At 49.8% G+C, this 19643-nt stretch carries 17 protein-coding genes, 1 tRNA gene and 2 pseudogenes; 12 read left to right on the top strand and 8 right to left on the bottom strand.

Annotated elements, in window-relative coordinates:
• Nucleotides 1-7: 7 nt before the first annotated feature.
• Nucleotides 8-3124, top strand: coding sequence for an HsdR family type I site-specific deoxyribonuclease (locus FEK47_RS13590; RefSeq protein ID WP_135486735.1), 3117 nt, complete (start codon nucleotides 8-10; stop codon nucleotides 3122-3124).
• A gap of 224 nt (nucleotides 3125-3348) precedes the next feature.
• Here the strand turns inward: FEK47_RS13590 and FEK47_RS13595 are convergent.
• Nucleotides 3349-3433: transfer RNA gene (locus tag FEK47_RS13595), tRNA-Leu, on the bottom strand.
• 190 nt (nucleotides 3434-3623) lie between these two features.
• On the opposite strand from FEK47_RS13595, the pseudogene FEK47_RS13600 reads away from it, so the two are divergent.
• Nucleotides 3624-3821: pseudogene (locus tag FEK47_RS13600) on the top strand (alcohol dehydrogenase); the annotation flags it as partial.
• Between the two features lie 109 nt (nucleotides 3822-3930).
• Nucleotides 3931-5433 carry a helicase HerA-like C-terminal domain-containing protein gene (locus FEK47_RS13605; RefSeq protein WP_135486736.1) on the top strand — a complete coding sequence of 501 codons (1503 nt, stop codon included), beginning with the start codon at nucleotides 3931-3933 and terminating at the stop codon, nucleotides 5431-5433.
• A 125-nt stretch (nucleotides 5434-5558) separates the two neighbouring features.
• Here FEK47_RS13605 and lptG read toward each other — a convergent pair whose 3' ends face one another.
• From lptG to ytgA, 3 genes are all read right to left on the bottom strand, one after another.
• Nucleotides 5559-6641 (bottom strand): LPS export ABC transporter permease LptG, encoded by a 1083-nt coding sequence (gene lptG / locus FEK47_RS13610; RefSeq protein WP_105290080.1) that lies wholly within the window; start codon nucleotides 6639-6641, stop codon nucleotides 5559-5561.
• A complete protein-coding gene (gene lptF / locus FEK47_RS13615; RefSeq protein ID WP_105290081.1) occupies nucleotides 6641-7741 on the bottom strand; it encodes an LPS export ABC transporter permease LptF in 1101 nt (366 codons plus the stop codon). The genes lptG and lptF overlap by 1 nt, the downstream gene beginning before the upstream one ends.
• Nucleotides 7742-7803: 62 nt before the next feature.
• Entirely contained in the window at nucleotides 7804-7854 is a 51-nt protein-coding gene (gene ytgA / locus FEK47_RS25435) for a protein YtgA (RefSeq protein ID WP_211180521.1), read from the bottom strand.
• Nucleotides 7855-8007: 153 nt separating this feature from the next.
• Here ytgA and pepA point away from each other — a divergent pair, with 153 nt between their 5' ends.
• The 3 genes from pepA (at nucleotide 8008) to valS (ending at nucleotide 13274) form a co-directional block, all read left to right on the top strand.
• Nucleotides 8008-9519, top strand: coding sequence for a leucyl aminopeptidase (gene pepA, locus FEK47_RS13620; RefSeq protein ID WP_000397144.1), 1512 nt, complete (start codon nucleotides 8008-8010; stop codon nucleotides 9517-9519).
• A gap of 456 nt (nucleotides 9520-9975) precedes the next feature.
• A complete protein-coding gene (gene holC / locus FEK47_RS13625; protein ID WP_000786399.1) occupies nucleotides 9976-10419 on the top strand; it encodes a DNA polymerase III subunit chi in 444 nt (147 codons plus the stop codon).
• Nucleotides 10419-13274 (top strand): valine--tRNA ligase, encoded by a 2856-nt coding sequence (gene valS, locus FEK47_RS13630; protein ID WP_130259542.1) that lies wholly within the window; start codon nucleotides 10419-10421, stop codon nucleotides 13272-13274. The genes holC and valS overlap by 1 nt, the downstream gene beginning before the upstream one ends.
• 49 nt (nucleotides 13275-13323) lie before the next feature.
• On the opposite strand, the gene FEK47_RS13635 is transcribed toward valS, so the two are convergent.
• Entirely contained in the window at nucleotides 13324-14511 is a 1188-nt protein-coding gene (locus FEK47_RS13635) for a DUF898 family protein (protein WP_130216645.1), read from the bottom strand.
• A gap of 192 nt (nucleotides 14512-14703) precedes the next feature.
• Between FEK47_RS13635 and FEK47_RS13640 the strand changes: the two genes are divergently transcribed.
• Nucleotides 14704-15207 carry a GNAT family N-acetyltransferase gene (locus FEK47_RS13640; RefSeq protein WP_130206082.1) on the top strand — a complete coding sequence of 168 codons (504 nt, stop codon included), beginning with the start codon at nucleotides 14704-14706 and terminating at the stop codon, nucleotides 15205-15207.
• A gap of 45 nt (nucleotides 15208-15252) precedes the next feature.
• Here the strand turns inward: FEK47_RS13640 and rraB are convergent, their stop codons facing one another.
• A complete protein-coding gene (gene rraB, locus FEK47_RS13645) occupies nucleotides 15253-15669 on the bottom strand; it encodes a ribonuclease E inhibitor RraB (RefSeq protein WP_000002947.1) in 417 nt (138 codons plus the stop codon).
• A 161-nt stretch (nucleotides 15670-15830) separates the two neighbouring features.
• On the opposite strand from rraB, the gene argF reads away from it, so the two are divergent.
• Nucleotides 15831-16835: an ornithine carbamoyltransferase gene (gene argF, locus FEK47_RS13650; protein WP_130257925.1), complete on the top strand. Its 1005-nt coding sequence runs from the start codon at nucleotides 15831-15833 to the stop codon at nucleotides 16833-16835.
• A gap of 46 nt (nucleotides 16836-16881) precedes the next feature.
• On the opposite strand, the gene tabA is transcribed toward argF, so the two are convergent.
• Together tabA and FEK47_RS25440 are read right to left on the bottom strand one after the other, a co-directional pair.
• Nucleotides 16882-17334 carry a toxin-antitoxin biofilm protein TabA gene (tabA, locus tag FEK47_RS13655; RefSeq protein WP_130216649.1) on the bottom strand — a complete coding sequence of 151 codons (453 nt, stop codon included), beginning with the start codon at nucleotides 17332-17334 and terminating at the stop codon, nucleotides 16882-16884.
• Nucleotides 17335-17531: 197 nt separating this feature from the next.
• Nucleotides 17532-17615: pseudogene (locus tag FEK47_RS25440) on the bottom strand (hypothetical protein); the annotation flags it as partial.
• Between FEK47_RS25440 and pyrL the strand changes: the two are divergent.
• The 4 genes from pyrL to FEK47_RS13680 all read left to right on the top strand — a co-directional run bounded on the left by pyrL (nucleotide 17595) and on the right by FEK47_RS13680 (nucleotide 19601).
• Nucleotides 17595-17729: a pyr operon leader peptide gene (gene pyrL / locus FEK47_RS13665; protein WP_032341226.1), complete on the top strand. Its 135-nt coding sequence runs from the start codon at nucleotides 17595-17597 to the stop codon at nucleotides 17727-17729. The pseudogene FEK47_RS25440 and the gene pyrL overlap by 21 nt on opposite strands.
• A 3-nt stretch (nucleotides 17730-17732) precedes the next feature.
• Nucleotides 17733-18668, top strand: a complete 936-nt coding sequence (pyrB, locus tag FEK47_RS13670; RefSeq protein ID WP_135486737.1) for an aspartate carbamoyltransferase — start codon at nucleotides 17733-17735, stop codon at nucleotides 18666-18668.
• A 12-nt stretch (nucleotides 18669-18680) separates the two neighbouring features.
• Nucleotides 18681-19142 carry an aspartate carbamoyltransferase regulatory subunit gene (pyrI, locus tag FEK47_RS13675; protein WP_097748119.1) on the top strand — a complete coding sequence of 154 codons (462 nt, stop codon included), beginning with the start codon at nucleotides 18681-18683 and terminating at the stop codon, nucleotides 19140-19142.
• A gap of 72 nt (nucleotides 19143-19214) precedes the next feature.
• On the top strand, nucleotides 19215-19601 hold the full coding sequence (locus FEK47_RS13680; RefSeq protein ID WP_000047542.1) for an enamine/imine deaminase: 387 nt from the start codon (nucleotides 19215-19217) through the stop codon (nucleotides 19599-19601).
• Nucleotides 19602-19643 lie beyond the last annotated feature (42 nt).

Genomic DNA, 19643 nt, shown 5'->3' on the forward strand with positions numbered 1-19643 from the left:
ATGCGCTATGACTCATCAGATACACACCATTGCTGAATCCAATAACTTTATCGTTCTTGATAAGTACATCAAAGCTGAGCAAACAAGCGACAGCTACCAGAGCGAATCGGACCTGGAACGTGAACTGATTCAGGACCTGCGAAATCAGGGCTATGAATTTATATCCGTAAAATCACAGTCGGCAATGCTGGCCAATGTTCGGGAACAGCTTCAGAACCTCAATGGTGTGGTATTTAATGACAGCGAATGGAGGCGTTTCACGGAGCAGTATCTGGACAACCCGAGCGATGGCATTCTGGATAAGACCCGTAAAATCCATATCGACTATATTTGCGACTTTATTTTTGATGACGAGCGTCTTGAGAATATCTATCTGATAGATAAAAAGAATCTCATGCGTAATAAGGTGCAGATTATCCAGCAGTTTGAACAGGCGGGTTCTCATGCTAACCGTTATGACGTCACGATCCTGGTTAATGGCTTACCACTGGTACAAATCGAACTGAAAAAGCGCGGCGTGGCGATTCGTGAGGCTTTCAACCAGATACATCGTTACAGTAAAGAGAGTTTTAACAGCGAAAATTCCCTGTTTAAGTATCTGCAACTGTTTGTCATTTCTAACGGCACCGATACCCGTTACTTTGCCAACACGACAAAGCGCGATAAAAACAGTTTTGACTTCACCATGAACTGGGCGAAATCAGACAACACGTTGATTAAAGACCTCAAAGATTTTACCGCTACCTTTTTCCAGAAACATACTCTGCTTAATGTTCTGGTGAACTACAGCGTGTTCGATGTTAGCCAAACGCTACTAGTGATGCGACCGTACCAGATTGCCGCCACTGAGCGTATCTTATGGAAAATCAACAGCTCCTATAAAGCGAAAAACTGGTCTACCCCCGAAAGTGGTGGCTTTATCTGGCACACTACCGGTTCTGGTAAAACCCTGACCAGCTTTAAAGCCGCGCGTCTGGCAACAGAACTGGACTTTATTGATAAAGTCTTCTTCGTGGTCGACAGGAAAGACCTCGATTACCAGACCATGAAGGAATATCAGCGTTTTTCGCCAGATAGTGTTAACGGCTCGGAAAATACCGCAGGTCTTAAACGAAATCTGGATAAGGACGATAACAAAATTATCGTCACCACTATTCAGAAACTTAATAACCTGATGAAAGCAGAAAGCGACCTGCCTGTATACAATCAGCAAGTGGTGTTTATATTTGATGAATGTCACCGCAGCCAGTTTGGAGAAGCGCAGAAAAACCTGAAGAAGAAATTCAAACGCTATTATCAGTTTGGTTTTACCGGCACACCTATTTTCCCGGAAAACGCTTTAGGCTCAGAAACGACCGCCAGCGTATTTGGTCGTGAATTGCATTCGTATGTGATTACCGATGCGATTCGTGACGAAAAAGTGCTCAAATTCAAGGTGGACTACAACGATGTGCGGCCACAGTTTAAGTCTTTAGAGACAGAAACCGACGAGAAAAAACTGAGTGCGGCTGAAAATCAACTGGCGTTCCTTCATCCCATGCGTATACAGGAAATTACGCAATATATTCTGAATAACTTCCGCCAGAAGACCCACCGTACTTTCCCAGGTTCCAAAGGCTTTAATGCCATGCTGGCAGTGAGTAGCGTGGATGCCGCGAAAGCCTATTACGCGACGTTTAAACGGTTACAAGAGGAAGCCGCTAATAAATCGGCTACCTATAAACCGCTGCGTGTTGCGACAATCTTCTCCTTTGCCGCCAATGAAGAACAAAATGCCATTGGTGAAATTTCCGATGAAACTTTTGATACCAGCGCAATGGACAGCAGTGCTAAAGAGTTTCTTGACGCTGCAATTCGTGAGTATAACAGCTATTTTAAAACTAACTTCAGCACCGACAGTAACGGTTTTCAGAACTACTATCGTGATTTAGCCCAACGGGTTAAAAATCAGGATATCGATCTGTTAATTGTCGTTGGGATGTTTTTAACCGGCTTCGATGCTCCAACATTGAACACGCTATTCGTCGATAAAAACTTGCGTTTTCACGGCCTGATGCAGGCATTTTCCCGCACCAACCGCATTTATAACGCCACTAAAACCTTCGGTAATATCGTCACTTTCCGCGATCTGGAACGCTCAACTATTGATGCCATAACGCTGTTTGGTGACAAAAACACCAAAAATGTGGTGTTAGAAAAAAGTTATGCAGAGTATATGGAAGGATTTACTGATGCTGCTACTGGTGAAGCTAAACGCGGCTTTATGGCAGTAGTTTCAGAACTGGAACAACGATTCCCTGACCCTGCCAGTATTGAAAGTGAAAAAGAGAAGAAAGACTTCGTAAAACTGTTTGGTGAATACCTGCGTGCCGAGAACATCCTGCAAAACTATGATGAATTTGCCACGCTGAAAGCCCTGCAACAAATCGATATTAGCGATCCTGTTGCGGTAGAAAAATTCAAAGAAGAACATTATGTGGATGATGAAAAGTTCGCTGAATTGCAAATGATTCGTCTCCCTGCTGAACGCAAGATTCAGGATTATCGTTCTGCCTATAACGATATTCGTGACTGGCAGCGCCGTGAGAAAGAAGCTGACAAAAAAGAAAAATCAACTACTGACTGGGATGACGTAGTTTTTGAGGTCGATTTGCTGAAGTCTCAGGAAATAAACCTGGATTATATCCTTGGACTGATTTTCGAACACAACAGACAAAACAAAGGTAAGGGCGAAATGACCGAAGAGGTCAAACGCTTAATTCGTTCAAGCCTTGGGAACCGTGCCAAAGAAGGTCTGGTGGTCGATTTTATTCAACAAACGAACCTGGATGATTTGCCGGATAAAGCCAGCATCATTGATGCGTTTTTTACCTTTGCTCAACGCGAACAGCAACGTGAAGCAGAAGCGTTGATCAAAGAAGAAAATCTCAATGAAGAGGCGGCGAAACGCTATATTCGCACGTCTTTAAAACGCGAATACGCCACCGAAAATGGCACGGAATTAAACGAGACATTGCCAAAACTCAGTCCGTTAAACCCGCAATATAAGACGAAAAAACAGACGGTTTTCCAGAAGATCGTCGCGTTTATTGAGAAGTTTAAAGGTGTAGGCGGGCAGATATAATGTATTAATCCGAACCTGATCTGGCAGATAGCTGTCAGATCAGGACTGAGCTAATACAAATTAATATCGAACCGAAAATACCAACGCCTGTATTAACATTTTTCGTTTGCGATGGGTTGAAATTGGTTGGCTCTGAGAGAGTTAAAATCGCGAGAAAGGTAGGTAACTAACGGATCCCAGACACAAAAAAAGTCGCCCTTGAGCGACTCGATTTGCATACGATATGGTGCCGAAGGCCGGACTCGAACCGGCACGTATTTCTACGGTTGATTTTGAATCAACTGCGTCTACCGATTTCGCCACTTCGGCACTGAAGAGGTATGCGGAAAACGTTGTGGATTATACCTGTCGCACGCCACCATGCAAGCGCCAGCTTGCTCGCACCTCGCTAAGTGCTGAAATTTTCAGCATTGCATACAGCGATGTGTAACCTTTGTCACACTCCAGGCCCCGCCCTACCATGCTCTACACTTCCCGGGCAACACCAGAGAACGACAAAAACATGCAGATGATCGATAAGGAATAAGGGTTTTCGCAATATCCGCTGGTTGCCTTGGGTAGCGCCGCGCAGGATAAAGGTTTGCAGTAAGGTCAACAGACGCCGCGCAGCCGTGGTCACTGCGGCGCCTGTATTCGCGATAATCAGATCAACTTCTGGCAAGGTGCGGTGCCTACAATTATGAATTGCGGAGGCTTTGTTGGGTCGCTTCTACCAGGCCTTTAAGATATCTCGCAATCGGCTGAATTTAGTGGTGAAAACTATTTAACCGTGCCTATACTCCAGACAGGGAACTGGAGGAAATCTCATGAGCGAACCACGTTTAATTGCCCGCACGCCGGACACAGAACTGTTTTTACTACCCGCTATGGCTAACCGTCACGGACTGATTACTGGCGCAACGGGGACAGGTAAAACTGTCACGCTGCAAAAACTGGCGGAATCTCTGTCAGAAATCGGCGTTCCGGTGTTTATGGCCGATGTAAAAGGTGATTTAACCGGGGTTGCGGCAGAAGGTACGACCTCGGAAAAACTGCTCGCTCGGTTGAAAAATATCGGCGTCAACGACTGGCAACCACATGCGAATCCAGTGGTGGTATGGGATATTTTTGGTGAGAAAGGTCATCCAGTGCGGGCAACGGTATCGGATCTCGGGCCGTTGTTGCTGGCGCGTTTGTTGAATCTCAACGATGTGCAATCTGGCGTCCTGAATATCATTTTCCGTATTGCTGACGATCAGGGATTGTTGCTTCTCGACTTTAAAGATTTGCGGGCGATTACCCAATACATCGGTGATAACGCCAAATCATTCCAGAATCAGTACGGTAATATCAGTAGCGCATCGGTTGGTGCCATCCAGCGCGGATTACTGACGCTGGAACAGCAAGGGGCAACGCATTTCTTTGGCGAGCCGATGCTGGATATCAAAGACTGGATGCGTACCGATGCCAACGGTAAGGGTGTTATCAATATCCTTAGCGCCGAAAAACTCTACCAGATGCCTAAACTGTACGCCGCCAGCCTGTTGTGGATGCTTTCAGAGTTGTATGAGCAACTGCCCGAAGCAGGCGATCTCGATAAACCGAAACTGGTGTTTTTCTTCGACGAAGCGCATCTGTTGTTTAACGATGCGCCGCAGGTACTGTTGGATAAGATTGAACAGGTAATAAGGCTTATCCGTTCAAAAGGCGTGGGCGTCTGGTTTGTTTCGCAAAACCCTTCTGATATTCCGGACAACGTGCTTGGGCAGTTGGGTAATCGCGTTCAGCACGCTCTGCGCGCCTTTACACCGAAAGACCAGAAAGCGGTGAAGACGGCAGCGCAAACCATGCGACCTAATCCTGCATTTGATACGGAAAAGGCGATTCAGGAACTGGGAACCGGCGAAGCGTTGATCTCTTTTCTGGATGCGAAAGGAAGTCCTTCTGTGGTGGAGCGTGCGATGGTGATCGCGCCTTGTTCACGGATGGGGCCAGTGACAGAAGATGAGCGTAATGGCTTGATTAATCACTCCCCGGTGTACGGCAAGTATGAAGATGACGTGGACCGGGAATCCGCCTATGAGATGTTGCAAAAAGGCGTACAGGCAAGTACCGAGCAGCAAAATACCCCTCCGGCCAAAGGGAAAGAGATAAGTGAAGATGACAGTATTCTGGGTGGGTTGAAGGATATTTTGTTTGGCACTACCGGACCACGCGGCGGGAAGAAAGATGGTGTGGTGCAAACAATGGCGAAAAGCGCCGCCCGCCAGGTGACGAATCAGATTGTACGCGGAGTGCTGGGGAGTTTGCTTGGGGGGAGAAAAAGGTAAGTCAGGCGCTGTTTGTGTTCTCTCACACCAACTTGCTTTTGCCTGATGCACTACGCTTATCAGGCCTACGCCACTTTGCTAACAATAATAAAGGGAGCTTTAGCTCCCTTTATTCATTCATCAAGTTACGATTTTCTCATTAACAGCCACAGGCTGATTAAGAAGAAGCTGGCGCTTGGCAACAGTGCGCCGATAATCGGCGGGATGCCGTAAACCAGCGTCAGCGGGCCGAAGATCTGGTCCAGTACGTAGAACACAAAACCGAAGCTAATACCGGTGACCACACGCACGCCCATCGGCACGCTACGCAGCGGGCCGAAGATAAATGACAGCGCCATCAGCATCATTACCGCCACGGATAGCGGCTGGAAGATTTTGCTCCACATATTAAGCTGGTAGCGCCCGGCGTCCTGACCGCTCGACTTCAGATACTTCACGTAGTTGTGCAAACCACTGATGGAGAGCGCATCCGGATCCAGCGCCACCACGCCCAGTTTGTCTGGCGTGAGGTTGGTTTTCCAGGTGCCGCTCACCGTCTGCGAACCGGTTATCTGTTTGGGATTGGTCAGGTCAGATTCATCAACCTGCGACAGACGCCAGACTTTATGTTCAGGGTCAAACTTCGCGGAAGCGGCATAGCGAACGGATTGCAGACGACGATTCTCGTTAAAGGCATAAATACTGATACCACCTAACTCTTCGTCACCTTTTACTCGCTCAATATAGACAAAGTTGTCACCATCTTTGGCCCATAAACCTTGTTGAGTAGAGAGCAACGAACCACCGTACATCGCCTGCGCGCGGTAGTTACGCGCCATCTGTTCGCCCTGCGGCGCGACCCATTCGCCAATCGCCATCGTCAGCAAAACCAGTGGAATGGCGGTTTTCATTACTGACAACGCGACTTGCATGCGGGTAAAACCAGAAGCCTGCATCACCACCAGTTCGCTGCGCTGTGCCAGCATCCCCAGTCCGAGCAACGCGCCCAGCAGGGCCGCCATCGGGAAGAAGATTTGCACATCTTTCGGCACGCTCAGCAGGGTATACATCCCCGCGCCTACCGCGTCGTAACTCCCCTGCCCGGCTTTTTTCAGCTGATCGACAAACTTGATAATGCCGGAAAGCGACACCAGCATGAACAGCGTCATCATGATGGTGGTGAAAATGGTTTTACCGATATAGCGGTCAAGAACACCAAAAGGTTGCATCACACCGCTCCTTTACGCGAAAAACTGGCGCGCAGGCGGCGGACCGGCACTGTGTCCCAAAGGTTGAGAACAATCGCCAAAGCCAGATAAATCAGGTTAACGGTCCACATCCACAGCGTCGGGTCCAGCTTACCTTTACCGCCGTTCGATTTAAGGGAGGTCTGGATCAGGAAGAAAAGCAGATATAGCAGCATGGCTGGCAGCATCGACAGGACACGTCCCTGACGCGGGTTAACCACGCTCAGAGGCACAACCATGAGCGCCATCATAAACACGGTGAATACCAGCGTGATACGCCAGTTCAGTTCTGCGCGGGCACGATCGGTGTCGGTGTTCCACAATGTGCGCATGTCCATCTGGTCGGTATCGTTCGGGTCGAGCGCCACCGCCTGGTGACCAATGATCGCCTGATAATCCTGGAAGTCCGTAATGCGGAAATCACGTAACAGTGCAGTGCCTTCGAAGCGCGTTCCCTGGTTGAGGCTGACGACCTGGGATCCGTCGCGCAGTTGCGTTAAATGTCCGGAATCGGCCACCACCACAGAAGGACGCGCGTTACCTTTTGGTCGAATTTGCGCGAGGAACACATCTTTGAAATCGCTGCCATCAACACTTTCAATGAACAGCACCGAGCTGCCATTGGTCGCTTGCTGGAATTGCCCTTGCGCCAGCGCCGCCATGCCTGGGTTAGCTTTCGCTTCTGCCAGCACTTCATCCTGATGGCGCGATGACCACGGCCCCGCCCACATCACGTTAACCGCCGCGACAATCGCCGTGAACACCGCGAGAACCATCGCCGCTTTCACCAGAACCGCTTTGCTCAGGCCGCAGGCATGCATTACCGTAATTTCACTTTCGGTATACAATTTGCCCAACGTCATCAGCAGCCCGAGGAACAGGCTTAATGGCAGGATAAGCTGCGCCATTTCCGGCACGCCCAGCCCCAACAGGGAGAGCACCAGATTCGCCGGAATATCGCCGTCAACCGCTGCGCCGAGGATCCTCACTAACTTTTGACAGAAGAAGATCAAAAGCAAGATGAAGAGTATCGCCAGCTGGCTTTTGAGCGTCTCCCGCACCAGATATCTTATGATTATCACTTTAAATACGCCCGTAAAAACTCGTCTTTTGCAGGATTTTAGCTTGTTTCATGGCTTAAACGTCATTTATTCTCTTGAGTCGTCGAAATCGTCGCTAAGATAATTATACTCAACGGATTCACCTCTCAGATTTTGTTCTGACGTGCCAATGCCGTAATAACGTTAAGATTAACACGAAGTCATCGCAACAGCGGACATGAGTTACGAAAGCTTGCAATTCTATCTGTAGCCACCGCCGTTGTCTTTAAGATTCAGGAGCGTAGTGCATGGAGTTTAGTGTAAAAAGCGGTAGCCCGGAGAAACAGCGGAGTGCCTGCATCGTCGTGGGCGTCTTCGAACCACGTCGCCTTTCTCCGATTGCAGAACAGCTCGATAAAATCAGCGATGGGTACATCAGCGCCCTGCTGCGCCGGGGCGAACTGGAAGGAAAACCGGGGCAGACGCTGTTGCTCCACCATGTGCCGAACGTGCTTTCTGAGCGCATCCTTCTTATTGGTTGCGGTAAAGAACGTGAGCTGGATGAGCGCCAGTACAAACAGGTTATTCAGAAAACCATTAATACGCTGAATGATACTGGCTCGATGGAAGCGGTCTGCTTCCTGACTGAACTGCACGTTAAAGGCCGTAACAACTACTGGAAAGTGCGCCAGGCTGTCGAGACGGCAAAAGAGACGCTCTACAGTTTCGATCAGCTGAAAACGAACAAGAGCGAACCGCGTCGTCCGCTGCGTAAAATGGTGTTCAACGTGCCGACCCGCCGTGAACTGACCAGCGGTGAGCGCGCGATCCAGCACGGTCTGGCGATTGCCGCCGGGATTAAAGCCGCGAAAGATCTCGGCAATATGCCGCCGAATATCTGTAACGCCGCTTACCTCGCTTCACAAGCGCGCCAACTGGCTGACAGCTACAGCAAGAATGTTATCACCCGCGTTATCGGCGAACAGCAGATGAAAGAGCTGGGGATGCATTCCTATCTGGCGGTCGGTCAGGGTTCGCAAAACGAATCGCTGATGTCGGTGATTGAGTACAAAGGCAACGCGTCGGAAGATGCACGCCCAATCGTGCTGGTGGGTAAAGGTTTAACCTTCGACTCCGGCGGTATCTCCATCAAGCCTTCCGAAGGCATGGATGAGATGAAGTACGATATGTGCGGCGCGGCAGCGGTTTACGGCGTGATGCGGATGGTCGCAGAGCTACAACTGCCGATTAACGTTATCGGCGTGCTGGCAGGCTGCGAAAACATGCCTGGCGGACGTGCCTATCGTCCGGGCGATGTGTTAACCACCATGTCCGGTCAAACCGTAGAAGTGCTGAATACCGACGCCGAAGGCCGCCTGGTACTGTGCGATGTGTTAACTTACGTTGAACGTTTTGAGCCGGAAGCGGTGATTGACGTGGCGACGCTGACCGGTGCCTGCGTGATCGCGCTGGGCCATCACATTACCGGTCTGATGGCAAACCATAACCCGCTGGCCCATGAGCTGATTGCTGCATCTGAACAATCCGGTGACCGCGCATGGCGTTTACCGCTGGGTGACGAGTATCAGGAACAGCTGGAGTCCAATTTTGCCGATATGGCGAACATTGGCGGTCGTCCTGGTGGGGCAATTACCGCAGGTTGCTTCCTGTCACGCTTTACCCGTAAGTACAACTGGGCGCACCTGGATATCGCCGGTACCGCCTGGCGTTCTGGTAAAGCAAAAGGTGCCACCGGTCGTCCGGTAGCGTTGCTGGCACAGTTCCTGTTAAACCGCGCTGGGTTTAACGGCGAAGAGTAATTGCATCAGGCGAAGTTGTTATTGTCGGATGCGGCATGAACGCCTTATCCGACCTACACACAGCACTGAACTTGTAGGCCTGATAAGACGCGCAAGCGTCGCATCAGGCAATGCTGTTATTGTCGGATGCGGCGTGAACGCCTTATCCGACCTACACACAGCACTGAACTTGTAGGCCTGATAAGACGCGGCAGCGTCGCATCAGGTAATGCTGTTATTGTCGGATGCGGCGTGAACGCCTTATCCGACCTACACACAGCACCGAACTCGTAGGCCTGATAAGACGCGGCAGCGTCGCATCAGGCAATGCTGTTATTGTCGGATGCGGCATGAACGCCTTATCCGACCTACACACAGCACTGAACTTGTAGGCCTGATAAGACGCGGCAGCGTCGCATCAGGCAATGCTGTGTATTACCAAATGCATATTTAAATCCACCACAAGAAGCCCCATATATGAAAAACGCAACGTTCTACCTTCTGGACAATGACACCACCGTCGATGGCTTAAGCGCCGTTGAGCAGCTGGTGTGTGAAATTGCCGCAGAACGTTGGCGCAGTGGTAAGCGCGTGCTCATCGCCTGTGAAGATGAAAAGCAGGCTTACCGGCTGGATGAAGCCCTGTGGGCGCGTCCGGCAGAAAGCTTTGTTCCGCATAATTTAGCGGGAGAAGGACCGCGCGGCGGTGCGCCGGTGGAGATCGCCTGGCCGCAAAAGCGTAGCAGCAGCCCGCGCGATATATTGATTAGTCTGCGAACAAGCTTTGCAGATTTTGCCACCGCTTTCACAGAAGTGGTAGACTTCGTCCCTTATGAAGATTCTCTGAAACAACTGGCGCGCGAACGCTATAAAGCCTACCGCGTGGCTGGTTTCAACCTGAATACGGCAACCTGGAAATAATGGAAAAGACATATAACCCACAAGATATCGAACAGCCGCTTTACGAGCACTGGGAAAAGCAGGGCTACTTTAAGCCTAATGGCGATGAAAGCCAGGAAAGTTTCTGCATCATGATCCCGCCGCCGAACGTCACCGGCAGTTTGCATATGGGTCACGCCTTCCAGCAAACCATCATGGATACCATGATCCGCTATCAGCGCATGCAGGGCAAAAACACCCTGTGGCAGGTCGGTACTGACCACGCCGGGATCGCTACCCAGATGGTCGTTGAGCGCAAGATTGCCGCAGAAGAAGGTAAAACCCGTCACGACTACGGCCGCGAAGCTTTCATCGACAAAATCTGGGAATGGAAAGCGGAATCCGGCGGCACCATTACCCGCCAGATGCGCCGTCTCGGCAACTCCGTCGACTGGGAGCGTGAACGCTTCACCATGGACGAAGGTCTGTCCAATGCGGTGAAAGAAGTTTTCGTTCGTCTGTATAAAGAAGACCTGATTTACCGTGGCAAGCGCCTGGTAAACTGGGACCCGAAACTGCGTACCGCTATTTCTGACCTGGAAGTGGAAAACCGCGAATCGAAAGGTTCGATGTGGCATATCCGCTATCCGCTGGCTGACGGCGCGAAAACCGCAGACGGTAAAGATTATCTGGTGGTTGCGACTACCCGTCCGGAAACCCTGCTGGGCGATACCGGCGTGGCCGTTAACCCGGAAGATCCGCGTTACAAAGATCTGATTGGCAAATATGTCATTCTGCCGCTGGTTAACCGTCGTATTCCGATCGTTGGCGACGAACATGCCGACATGGAAAAAGGCACCGGCTGCGTGAAAATCACTCCGGCGCACGATTTTAACGACTATGAAGTGGGTAAACGTCACGCCCTGCCGATGATCAACATCCTGACCTTTGACGGCGATATCCGTGAAAGCGCCCAAGTGTTCGATACCAAAGGTAACGAATCTGACGTTTATTCCAGCGAGATCCCGGCGGAGTTCCAGAAACTGGAGCGTTTTGCTGCACGTAAAGCCATCGTTGCTGCGGTTGACGCGCTCGGCCTGCTGGAAGAAATTAAACCGCACGACCTGACCGTTCCTTACGGCGACCGTGGCGGCGTAGTTATCGAACCGATGCTGACCGACCAGTGGTACGTGCGTGCCGATGTACTGGCGAAACCGGCGGTTGAAGCGGTTGAGAACGGCGACATTCAGTTCGTACCGAAGCAGTACGAAAACATGTACTTCTCCTGGATGCGCGATATTCAGGACTGGTGTATCTCTCGTCAGCTGTGGTGGGGTCATCGTATCCCGGCATGGTACGACGAAGCGGGTAACGTTTATGTTGGCCGCAACGAAGATGAAGTGCGTAAAGAAAATAACCTCGGTGCTGATGTTGCTCTGCGTCAGGACGAAGACGTTCTCGACACCTGGTTCTCTTCTGCGCTGTGGACATTCTCTACCCTTGGCTGGCCGGAAAACACCGACGCCCTGCGTCAGTTCCACCCAACCAGCGTAATGGTGTCTGGTTTCGACATCATCTTCTTCTGGATTGCCCGCATGATCATGATGACCATGCACTTCATCAAAGATGAAAATGGCAAACCGCAGGTGCCGTTCCACACCGTTTACATGACCGGCCTGATTCGTGATGACGAAGGCCAGAAGATGTCCAAATCCAAGGGTAACGTTATTGACCCACTGGATATGGTTGACGGTATTTCGCTGCCAGAACTGCTGGAAAAACGTACCGGCAATATGATGCAGCCGCAGCTGGCAGACAAAATCCGTAAGCGCACCGAGAAGCAGTTCCCGAACGGCATTGAGCCGCACGGTACTGACGCGCTGCGCTTCACCCTGGCGGCGCTGGCTTCTACCGGTCGTGACATCAACTGGGATATGAAGCGTCTGGAAGGCTACCGTAACTTCTGTAACAAGCTGTGGAACGCCAGCCGCTTTGTGCTGATGAACACAGAAGGTCAGGATTGCGGCTTCAACGGCGGTGAAATGACGCTGTCACTGGCGGACCGCTGGATTCTGGCGGAGTTCAACCAGACCATCAAAGCGTACCGCGAAGCGCTGGACAGCTTCCGCTTCGATATCGCCGCAGGCATTCTGTATGAATTCACCTGGAACCAGTTCTGCGACTGGTATCTGGAGCTGACTAAGCCGGTAATGAACGGTGGCACCGAAGCCGAACTGCGCGGTACTCGCCATACGCTGGTGACCGTGCTGGAAGGTCTGCTGCGCCTGGCGCATCCGATCATTCCGTTCATCACCGAAACCATCTGGCAGCGTGTGAAAGTACTTTGCGGCATCACTGCCGACACCATCATGCTGCAGCCGTTCCCGCAGTACGATGCATCTCAGGTCGATGAAGCCGCACTGGCCGACACCGAGTGGCTGAAGCAGGCGATCGTGGCGGTACGTAACATCCGTGCAGAAATGAACATCGCCCCGGGCAAACCGCTGGAGCTGCTGCTGCGTGGTTGCAGCGCGGATGCAGAACGTCGCGTAAATGAAAACCGTGGCTTCCTGCAAACGCTGGCGCGTCTGGAAAGCATCACCGTGCTGCCAGCCGATGACAAAGGTCCGGTTTCCGTTACGAAGATCGTCGACGGTGCAGAGCTGCTGATCCCGATGGCTGGCCTCATTAACAAAGAAGATGAGCTGGCGCGTCTGGCGAAAGAAGTGGCGAAGATTGAAGGTGAAATCAGCCGCATCGAGAACAAGCTGGCGAACGAAGGCTTTGTAGCGCGCGCACCGGAAGCGGTCATCGCGAAAGAGCGTGAGAAGCTGGAAGGCTATGCGGAAGCGAAAGCGAAACTGATTGAACAGCAGGCTGTTATCGCCGCGCTGTAATCAACACAGTGAAGAAAACGAAGGCCGGAGCATGCTCCGGCCTTTTTATTTAGATAAACGGAACATACGGCATAATACCGCGAGATATCCACATTAACGGACCGCTATCCTGCGGTTTGTCATCATTGGTTAACTCCAGCGAATCAAGGTCGCCCTGGACATGGGTATTGTTAGCAATCCAGCTAACCATCCACATTTTCAGCCAGGGATAAGCCAGACCACAGGTAATTGAGGACCCCATTAATACCGCCAACATGCGCAGAAGCATACCGATCGCGGTAACAGATGAATGAAAACGAATAGTGCCATTTGCCAGCGTCAGGTTATTCAAAAACAGATTGCGTAACGTGACATAGAGATAACTGGCAAACACAAGGATCGCGACAAAATACAGGAAATAAGAAGCCGTAATCTGCGGGTAATATTGTAATACAAGCTCACTGCCCGCATCAGACCTACCCAACATGGTCATCATCATTAACTGCTGAAATACTGGCGCAATCATAATACCAATCACAATGATGAAAGGAACCATGGTTAATATTGCGAGCATACAACCTTTAATGCATTCTTTTACGTTGACCTTAATGGAAAATTGATGGACACCAAAAGTCGCGTTATTACCCAGTAATGGCATCCACTTGCTATAGGTAATACCGTTGATAACACCCAGTCCGATGACGGAAAGCAAACTTAAGACCACTAAGTTAAAGAATAACCCACCTATCGATGTCGTCACTTGCGCAATAAGGTACAGTACGAGCCAAAAAGCTAATGCCAACAGAACAGGCAGACCTAACATAACCCACCATGCACGGAGCATTGAGCAGTTAAAGCCAAAGCGAATACCATTCAGCGAGGTCATGTTCGCCTGATACTGCAGACTCTTCACTGCCATGCAAGGAATACCGCAGATCAAGAGAGCAAACAGGAGAAAAGCAAGAACAAAGTGTTGACCTGCAAAACAAGAAATACTGAAAAAATAAACGATCATAATAAGTAACATGCTAACAAAAATGGCACCACCTGTTCCCTTATAACTAAATGGTTGCCCCTTGAGTGTAACATGCTGATAAATATAACGACGGCATTTCACTAATGCCCACGGCCCATATATTCCCAGAGTAATAATTGTCAGTAAAAAATTCACAAGACAAATAAGAAAATACTCACCACCCTTGCCTGTAAAAACAAATGCGTGACGAGGATTATCTTTCCCGACGTTTACACCATTCATGAACTATATCCCTAAAATAAATTCCATTCATATAGATAATAATTCCAGTCAATTGATACTGGACCATCTAGAATACGCTTTATCTAAGCGATATATGCTTAATATTTTCTGATTTATCTTCTTCTTGCACCACCAAAGCGAGGGTGGTATTAAAGGGAGCTATAAATCATACATTTGAAATTGAGCTATGCTATGAATGTTGTCGTTTCCCCCGCGCTCCGTTTGCGCAAACTTACCGCCGCCGATAATCCCGCCATCGCCAGCGTCATCCGCCAGGTGTCCGCAGAGTACGGTCTTACCGCTGATAAAGGCTATACCGTCGCTGATCCCAATCTCGACGAATTGTATCAAGTGTATAGTCAGCCCGGTCATGCCTATTGGGTAGTTGAGCACAATGGCGAAGTGGTGGGCGGCGGCGGGATTGCGCCATTAGCAGGTAGTGAATCGGACATTTGCGAACTGCAGAAAATGTATTTTCTTCCTGCTATTCGCGGCAAAGGGCTGGCGAAAAAACTGGCCTTAATGGCGATGGAGCAGGCACGAGAAATGGGCTTCAAACGCTGCTATCTGGAAACGACTGCTTTTTTGAAAGAAGCGATTGGTTTGTATGAACATTTAGGTTTTCAACATATCGACTATGCACTTGGCTGCACGGGCCATGTTGATTGTGAAGTGCGGATGTTGCGCGAACTCTAAAAAAATGCCCGCTAGTGTGTGCTATCGGGCATTTTAATCAATTAATTAATGGCGAACACCGTCATCGTCTTCGTCGACATAATCTTCATCGTCGCCATCTTCGCCGTTAGGATCTTCAAAATAAGTCCCCCAACCGTCGTATTCAACGTCGAATTTCTCTGCCAGGTTCATCAATTGCTCAACCTGGGCATCGATCAGATCGGCATTCAACGCGCATTCGCTGAGGATGTCACAGCAAATTACGATATCGCCATCTTCCACTTCCAGCTCTTCCGGATCGGTCACTTCGTAACCGAGTTTAAACGCTTCAACCGCTGCTTTTTCCAGGGTTTCCAGATCGTCTGCGGAAAGGTGATGTTCGATGGTGTACAGCGCGTCCGGATCGCTGCCATCTTCCAGTAATTCTTCAATAATCAAACGTGTTTCTTCACGCTGTTCTTCGAGTTGTTCCGGGTTTGCCATGACTTATTCCTCTTAATGTCCTGCTGATACTCTTATTGTCACACACCACTGACATTGCCTCCACCTTTGTGACAAAGTTTTATGCTTTAGGCTTGCAAATGAATATTCATACATATAAATTGAATTTTAATTCATTATGGCGTAAGCCACAGGAGGGATCTATGTCCGGGTTTTATCATAAGCATTTCCTGAAATTACTTGATTTCACGCCAGCTGAACTTAACACCTTGCTCCAGCTAGCCGCTAAACTAAAAGCAGATAAAAAAAGCGGTAAAGAAGAAGCCAGACTCACTGGTAAAAACATCGCGCTCATCTTCGAAAAAGACTCGACTCGTACCCGATGCTCTTTCGAAGTTGCCGCATATGACCAGGGTGCTCGCGTTACTTATCTCGGCCCAAGCGGCAGCCAGATTGGTCATAAAGAGTCAATTAAAGATACCGCCCGCGTGCTTGGCCGCATGTATGACGGTATTCAGTATCGTGGCTATGGTCAGGAGATTGTCGAAACACTGGCGGAATACGCTGGCGTCCCGGTATGGAATGGGCTGACCAATGAGTTCCACCCCACGCAACTGCTGGCAGATCTGCTGACCATGCAAGAACATTTACCGGGTAAAGCGTTTAATGAGATGACGCTGGTCTACGCCGGAGATGCCCGCAATAACATGGGCAATTCGATGCTCGAAGCTGCGGCGCTTACTGGTCTGGATTTGCGTCTGGTGGCGCCACAGGCATGCTGGCCGGAATCTTCGCTGGTGACCGAATGCCGCGCCCTGGCACAACAAAATGGCGGGAATATTACCCTGACAGAAGATGTTGCGACTGGCGTTAAAGGTGCTGACTTTATCTATACCGATGTATGGGTGTCGATGGGTGAAGCAAAAGAGAAATGGGCTGAACGGATTGCATTGCTGCGTGATTATCAGGTGAATAGCAAGATGATGCAGTTAACTGGTAACCCGGAGGTCAAATTCCTCCACTGCCTGCCCGCGTTTCATGATGACCAAACAACGCTTGGCAAAAAGATGGCTGAAGAATTTGGCCTACATGGTGGGATGGAAGTAACGGACGAGGTTTTCGAATCTCCTGCCAGCATTGTTTTTGATCAGGCGGAAAACCGTATGCATACTATCAAAGCGGTAATGGTTGCGACGCTTGCCAAATAATTTCAGTACCGGAGGCGGCTTCACGTCGCCACCGGCAGGTACTCGCTTAAGCCATCAGCATCTTAACAACCGCTTTGCGAACCTGAGCAGGCTCACCCACTGCGCACAGCGGTTTGTGCACTTCACCCGGATAAAACACAACAAAATCGCCTTCATTAAGGATAACTGTTTTCTCTTCAATACCTTCAGGCAAAAAGGCGATGTCTTTATCAGCTAACCAGTCCGTATCCGGCGTACCCGCAGGCTGTGTGCTAAAAGTCATTCCTTCCTGCCCTTTTAACACAATCTGGATGTCGAGATAGCGGGCATGATACTCCGCGCGACGCGCTTCATACGGCTCAGTCATATCTTCAGAGATAAGATAAAACAGACGGTTGCCTTCGATATCATGCTTACCTTTTGGCGTTTCTGCCGTAACGTGCATTTTGATATGTTCAATGGCCTGGCGTAACTCTTCTGGCAACCACGGCTGGAGATTATGAATATTTCCGATGATCATCTTTTTCATTCCTCAATTAAAACAATGTTTCATTTCTCTCGTTATACGTAATTCCTTACTGCCATACCAGCATTTTTTGCTGTCCGATTGCGCCAAAGCATGTTTTCCTGCCCGCTTGCCACAAAAACAAGCATTGTTAAAAACTCAATTTTAAAGCATATAAATTCACTACAATCGTTTACCTGCGTAATTTTTTGCATCAATCGCTTGATCCCACTTTCTGGCTGAGTATAATGCCGGACAATTTGCCGGGAGGATGTATGGTTCAGTGTGTTCGACATTTTGTCTTACCGCGTCTGAAAAAAGACGCTGGCCTGCCGTTTTTCTTCCCGTTGTTCACCTATTCCCAGCCCCTCAATCGAGGGGCTTTTTTTTGCCCAGGCGTCAGGAGATAAAAGATGGCTAATCCGCTATATCAGAAACATATCATTTCCATAAACGACCTTAGTCGCGATGACCTTAATCTGGTGCTGGCGACAGCGGCGAAACTGAAAGCGAACCCGCAACCAGAACTGTTGAAACATAAAGTGATTGCCAGTTGCTTCTTCGAAGCATCAACCCGCACCCGCCTCTCTTTCGAAACCTCGATGCACCGCCTGGGCGCTAGTGTGGTGGGATTCTCTGACAGCGCAAACACCTCATTGGGAAAAAAAGGGGAAACGCTGGCTGATACCATCTCGGTTATCAGCACTTACGTCGATGCGATTGTGATGCGCCATCCACAGGAAGGTGCGGCACGCCTGGCCACCGAATTTTCCGGCAATGTACCAGTACTGAATGCCGGTGATGGCTCCAACCAACATCCGACGCAAACCTTGCTGGATCTGTTCACCATTCAGGAAACCCAGGAACGTCTCGACAATCTTCGCGTCGCAATGGTTGGCGACCTGAAATATGGTCGCACCGTTCACTCCCTGACCCAGGCGCTGGCGAAGTTCGACGGCAACCGTTTTTACTTCATCGCCCCGGATGCGCTGGCAATGCCGCAGTACATTCTGGATATGCTCGATGAAAAAGGTATCGCCTGGAGTCTGCATAGTTCCATTGAAGAAGTGATGGCGGAAGTGGACATTCTGTATATGACTCGCGTGCAAAAAGAGCGTCTGGACCCATCCGAATACGCCAACGTAAAAGCGCAGTTTGTCCTGCGCGCCAGCGATCTCCACAACGCCAAAGCCAATATGAAAGTGCTGCATCCGCTGCCGCGTATTGATGAAATTGCGACGGATGTCGATAAAACGCCGCACGCCTGGTACTTCCAGCAAGCAGGCAATGGGATTTTCGCTCGCCAGGCGTTACTGGCACTGGTTCTGAATCGCGATCTGGTACTGTAAGGGGAAATAGAGATGACACACGATAATAAATTGCAGGTTGAAGCTATTAAACGCGGCACGGTAATTGACCATATCCCCGCCCAGATCGGTTTTAAGCTGTTGAGCTTGTTCAAGTTAACAGAAACCGATCAGCGCATTACCATCGGTCTGAACCTACCTTCCGGCGAGATGGGCCGCAAGGATCTGATCAAAATCGAAAATACCTTTTTAAATGAAGATCAAGTAGACCAACTGGCACTGTATGCGCCGCAAGCCACGGTAAACCGTATCGACAACTATGAAGTGGTCGGCAAATCACGCCCCAGCCTGCCGGAACGTATTGATAATGTGCTGGTCTGCCCGAACAGCAACTGTATCAGCCATGCAGAACCGGTTTCTTCCAGCTTTGCCGTGAGAAAACGCGCCAATGATATTGCGCTCAAATGCAAATATTGTGAAAAAGAGTTTTCGCATAATGTGGTGCTGGCCAATTAATTGCGGTTGGTAATAAATGTCAGGCTCCCTATAATGAGCCAGACTTTTTACCGCTGTAATAAAGGAGAAATCATGAGCAAAACTATCGCGACGGAAAATGCACCCGCAGCTATCGGTCCGTATGTTCAGGGCGTTGATCTGGGCAGTATGATCATCACTTCCGGTCAGATCCCGGTAAACCCGAAAACTGGCGAAGTACCGGCAGACGTCGCTGCACAGGCGCGTCAGTCGCTGGATAACGTAAAAGCGATCGTGGAAGCGGCAGGTCTGAAAGTGGGCGATATCGTTAAAACCACCGTGTTTGTGAAAGATTTGAACGATTTCGCAACCGTAAACGCCACTTACGAAGCGTTCTTCACCGAGCACAATGCCACCTTCCCGGCACGTTCTTGCGTTGAAGTTGCACGTCTGCCGAAAGACGTGAAGATTGAGATCGAAGCGATCGCTGTTCGTCGCTAATCTCTTTCAAAAAGATAATCCAGGTTTCGCGCCTGGATTATC

Source organism: Escherichia sp. E3659, assembly GCF_005781135.1.
GTDB lineage: Bacteria > Pseudomonadota > Gammaproteobacteria > Enterobacterales > Enterobacteriaceae > Escherichia.

Bases quoted from the DNA above. Each gene is read 5' to 3' on its own strand.
- tabA (WP_130216649.1), bottom strand. From the start codon at position 17,334: ATGATCATCGGAAATATTCATAATCTCCAGCCGTGGTTGCCAGAAGAG.
- pyrB (WP_135486737.1), top strand. From the start codon at position 17,733: ATGGCTAATCCGCTATATCAGAAACATATCATTTCCATAAACGACCTT.
- lptG (WP_105290080.1), bottom strand. From the start codon at position 6,641: ATGCAACCTTTTGGTGTTCTTGACCGCTATATCGGTAAAACCATTTTC.
- FEK47_RS13680 (WP_000047542.1), top strand. From the start codon at position 19,215: ATGAGCAAAACTATCGCGACGGAAAATGCACCCGCAGCTATCGGTCCG.
- pyrI (WP_097748119.1), top strand. From the start codon at position 18,681: ATGACACACGATAATAAATTGCAGGTTGAAGCTATTAAACGCGGCACG.
- FEK47_RS13635 (WP_130216645.1), bottom strand. From the start codon at position 14,511: ATGAATGGTGTAAACGTCGGGAAAGATAATCCTCGTCACGCATTTGTT.
- FEK47_RS13590 (WP_135486735.1), top strand. From the start codon at position 8: ATGACTCATCAGATACACACCATTGCTGAATCCAATAACTTTATCGTT.
- valS (WP_130259542.1), top strand. From the start codon at position 10,419: ATGGAAAAGACATATAACCCACAAGATATCGAACAGCCGCTTTACGAG.
- holC (WP_000786399.1), top strand. From the start codon at position 9,976: ATGAAAAACGCAACGTTCTACCTTCTGGACAATGACACCACCGTCGAT.
- pepA (WP_000397144.1), top strand. From the start codon at position 8,008: ATGGAGTTTAGTGTAAAAAGCGGTAGCCCGGAGAAACAGCGGAGTGCC.
- FEK47_RS13605 (WP_135486736.1), top strand. From the start codon at position 3,931: ATGAGCGAACCACGTTTAATTGCCCGCACGCCGGACACAGAACTGTTT.
- pyrL (WP_032341226.1), top strand. From the start codon at position 17,595: ATGGTTCAGTGTGTTCGACATTTTGTCTTACCGCGTCTGAAAAAAGAC.
- FEK47_RS13640 (WP_130206082.1), top strand. From the start codon at position 14,704: ATGAATGTTGTCGTTTCCCCCGCGCTCCGTTTGCGCAAACTTACCGCC.
- rraB (WP_000002947.1), bottom strand. From the start codon at position 15,669: ATGGCAAACCCGGAACAACTCGAAGAACAGCGTGAAGAAACACGTTTG.
- argF (WP_130257925.1), top strand. From the start codon at position 15,831: ATGTCCGGGTTTTATCATAAGCATTTCCTGAAATTACTTGATTTCACG.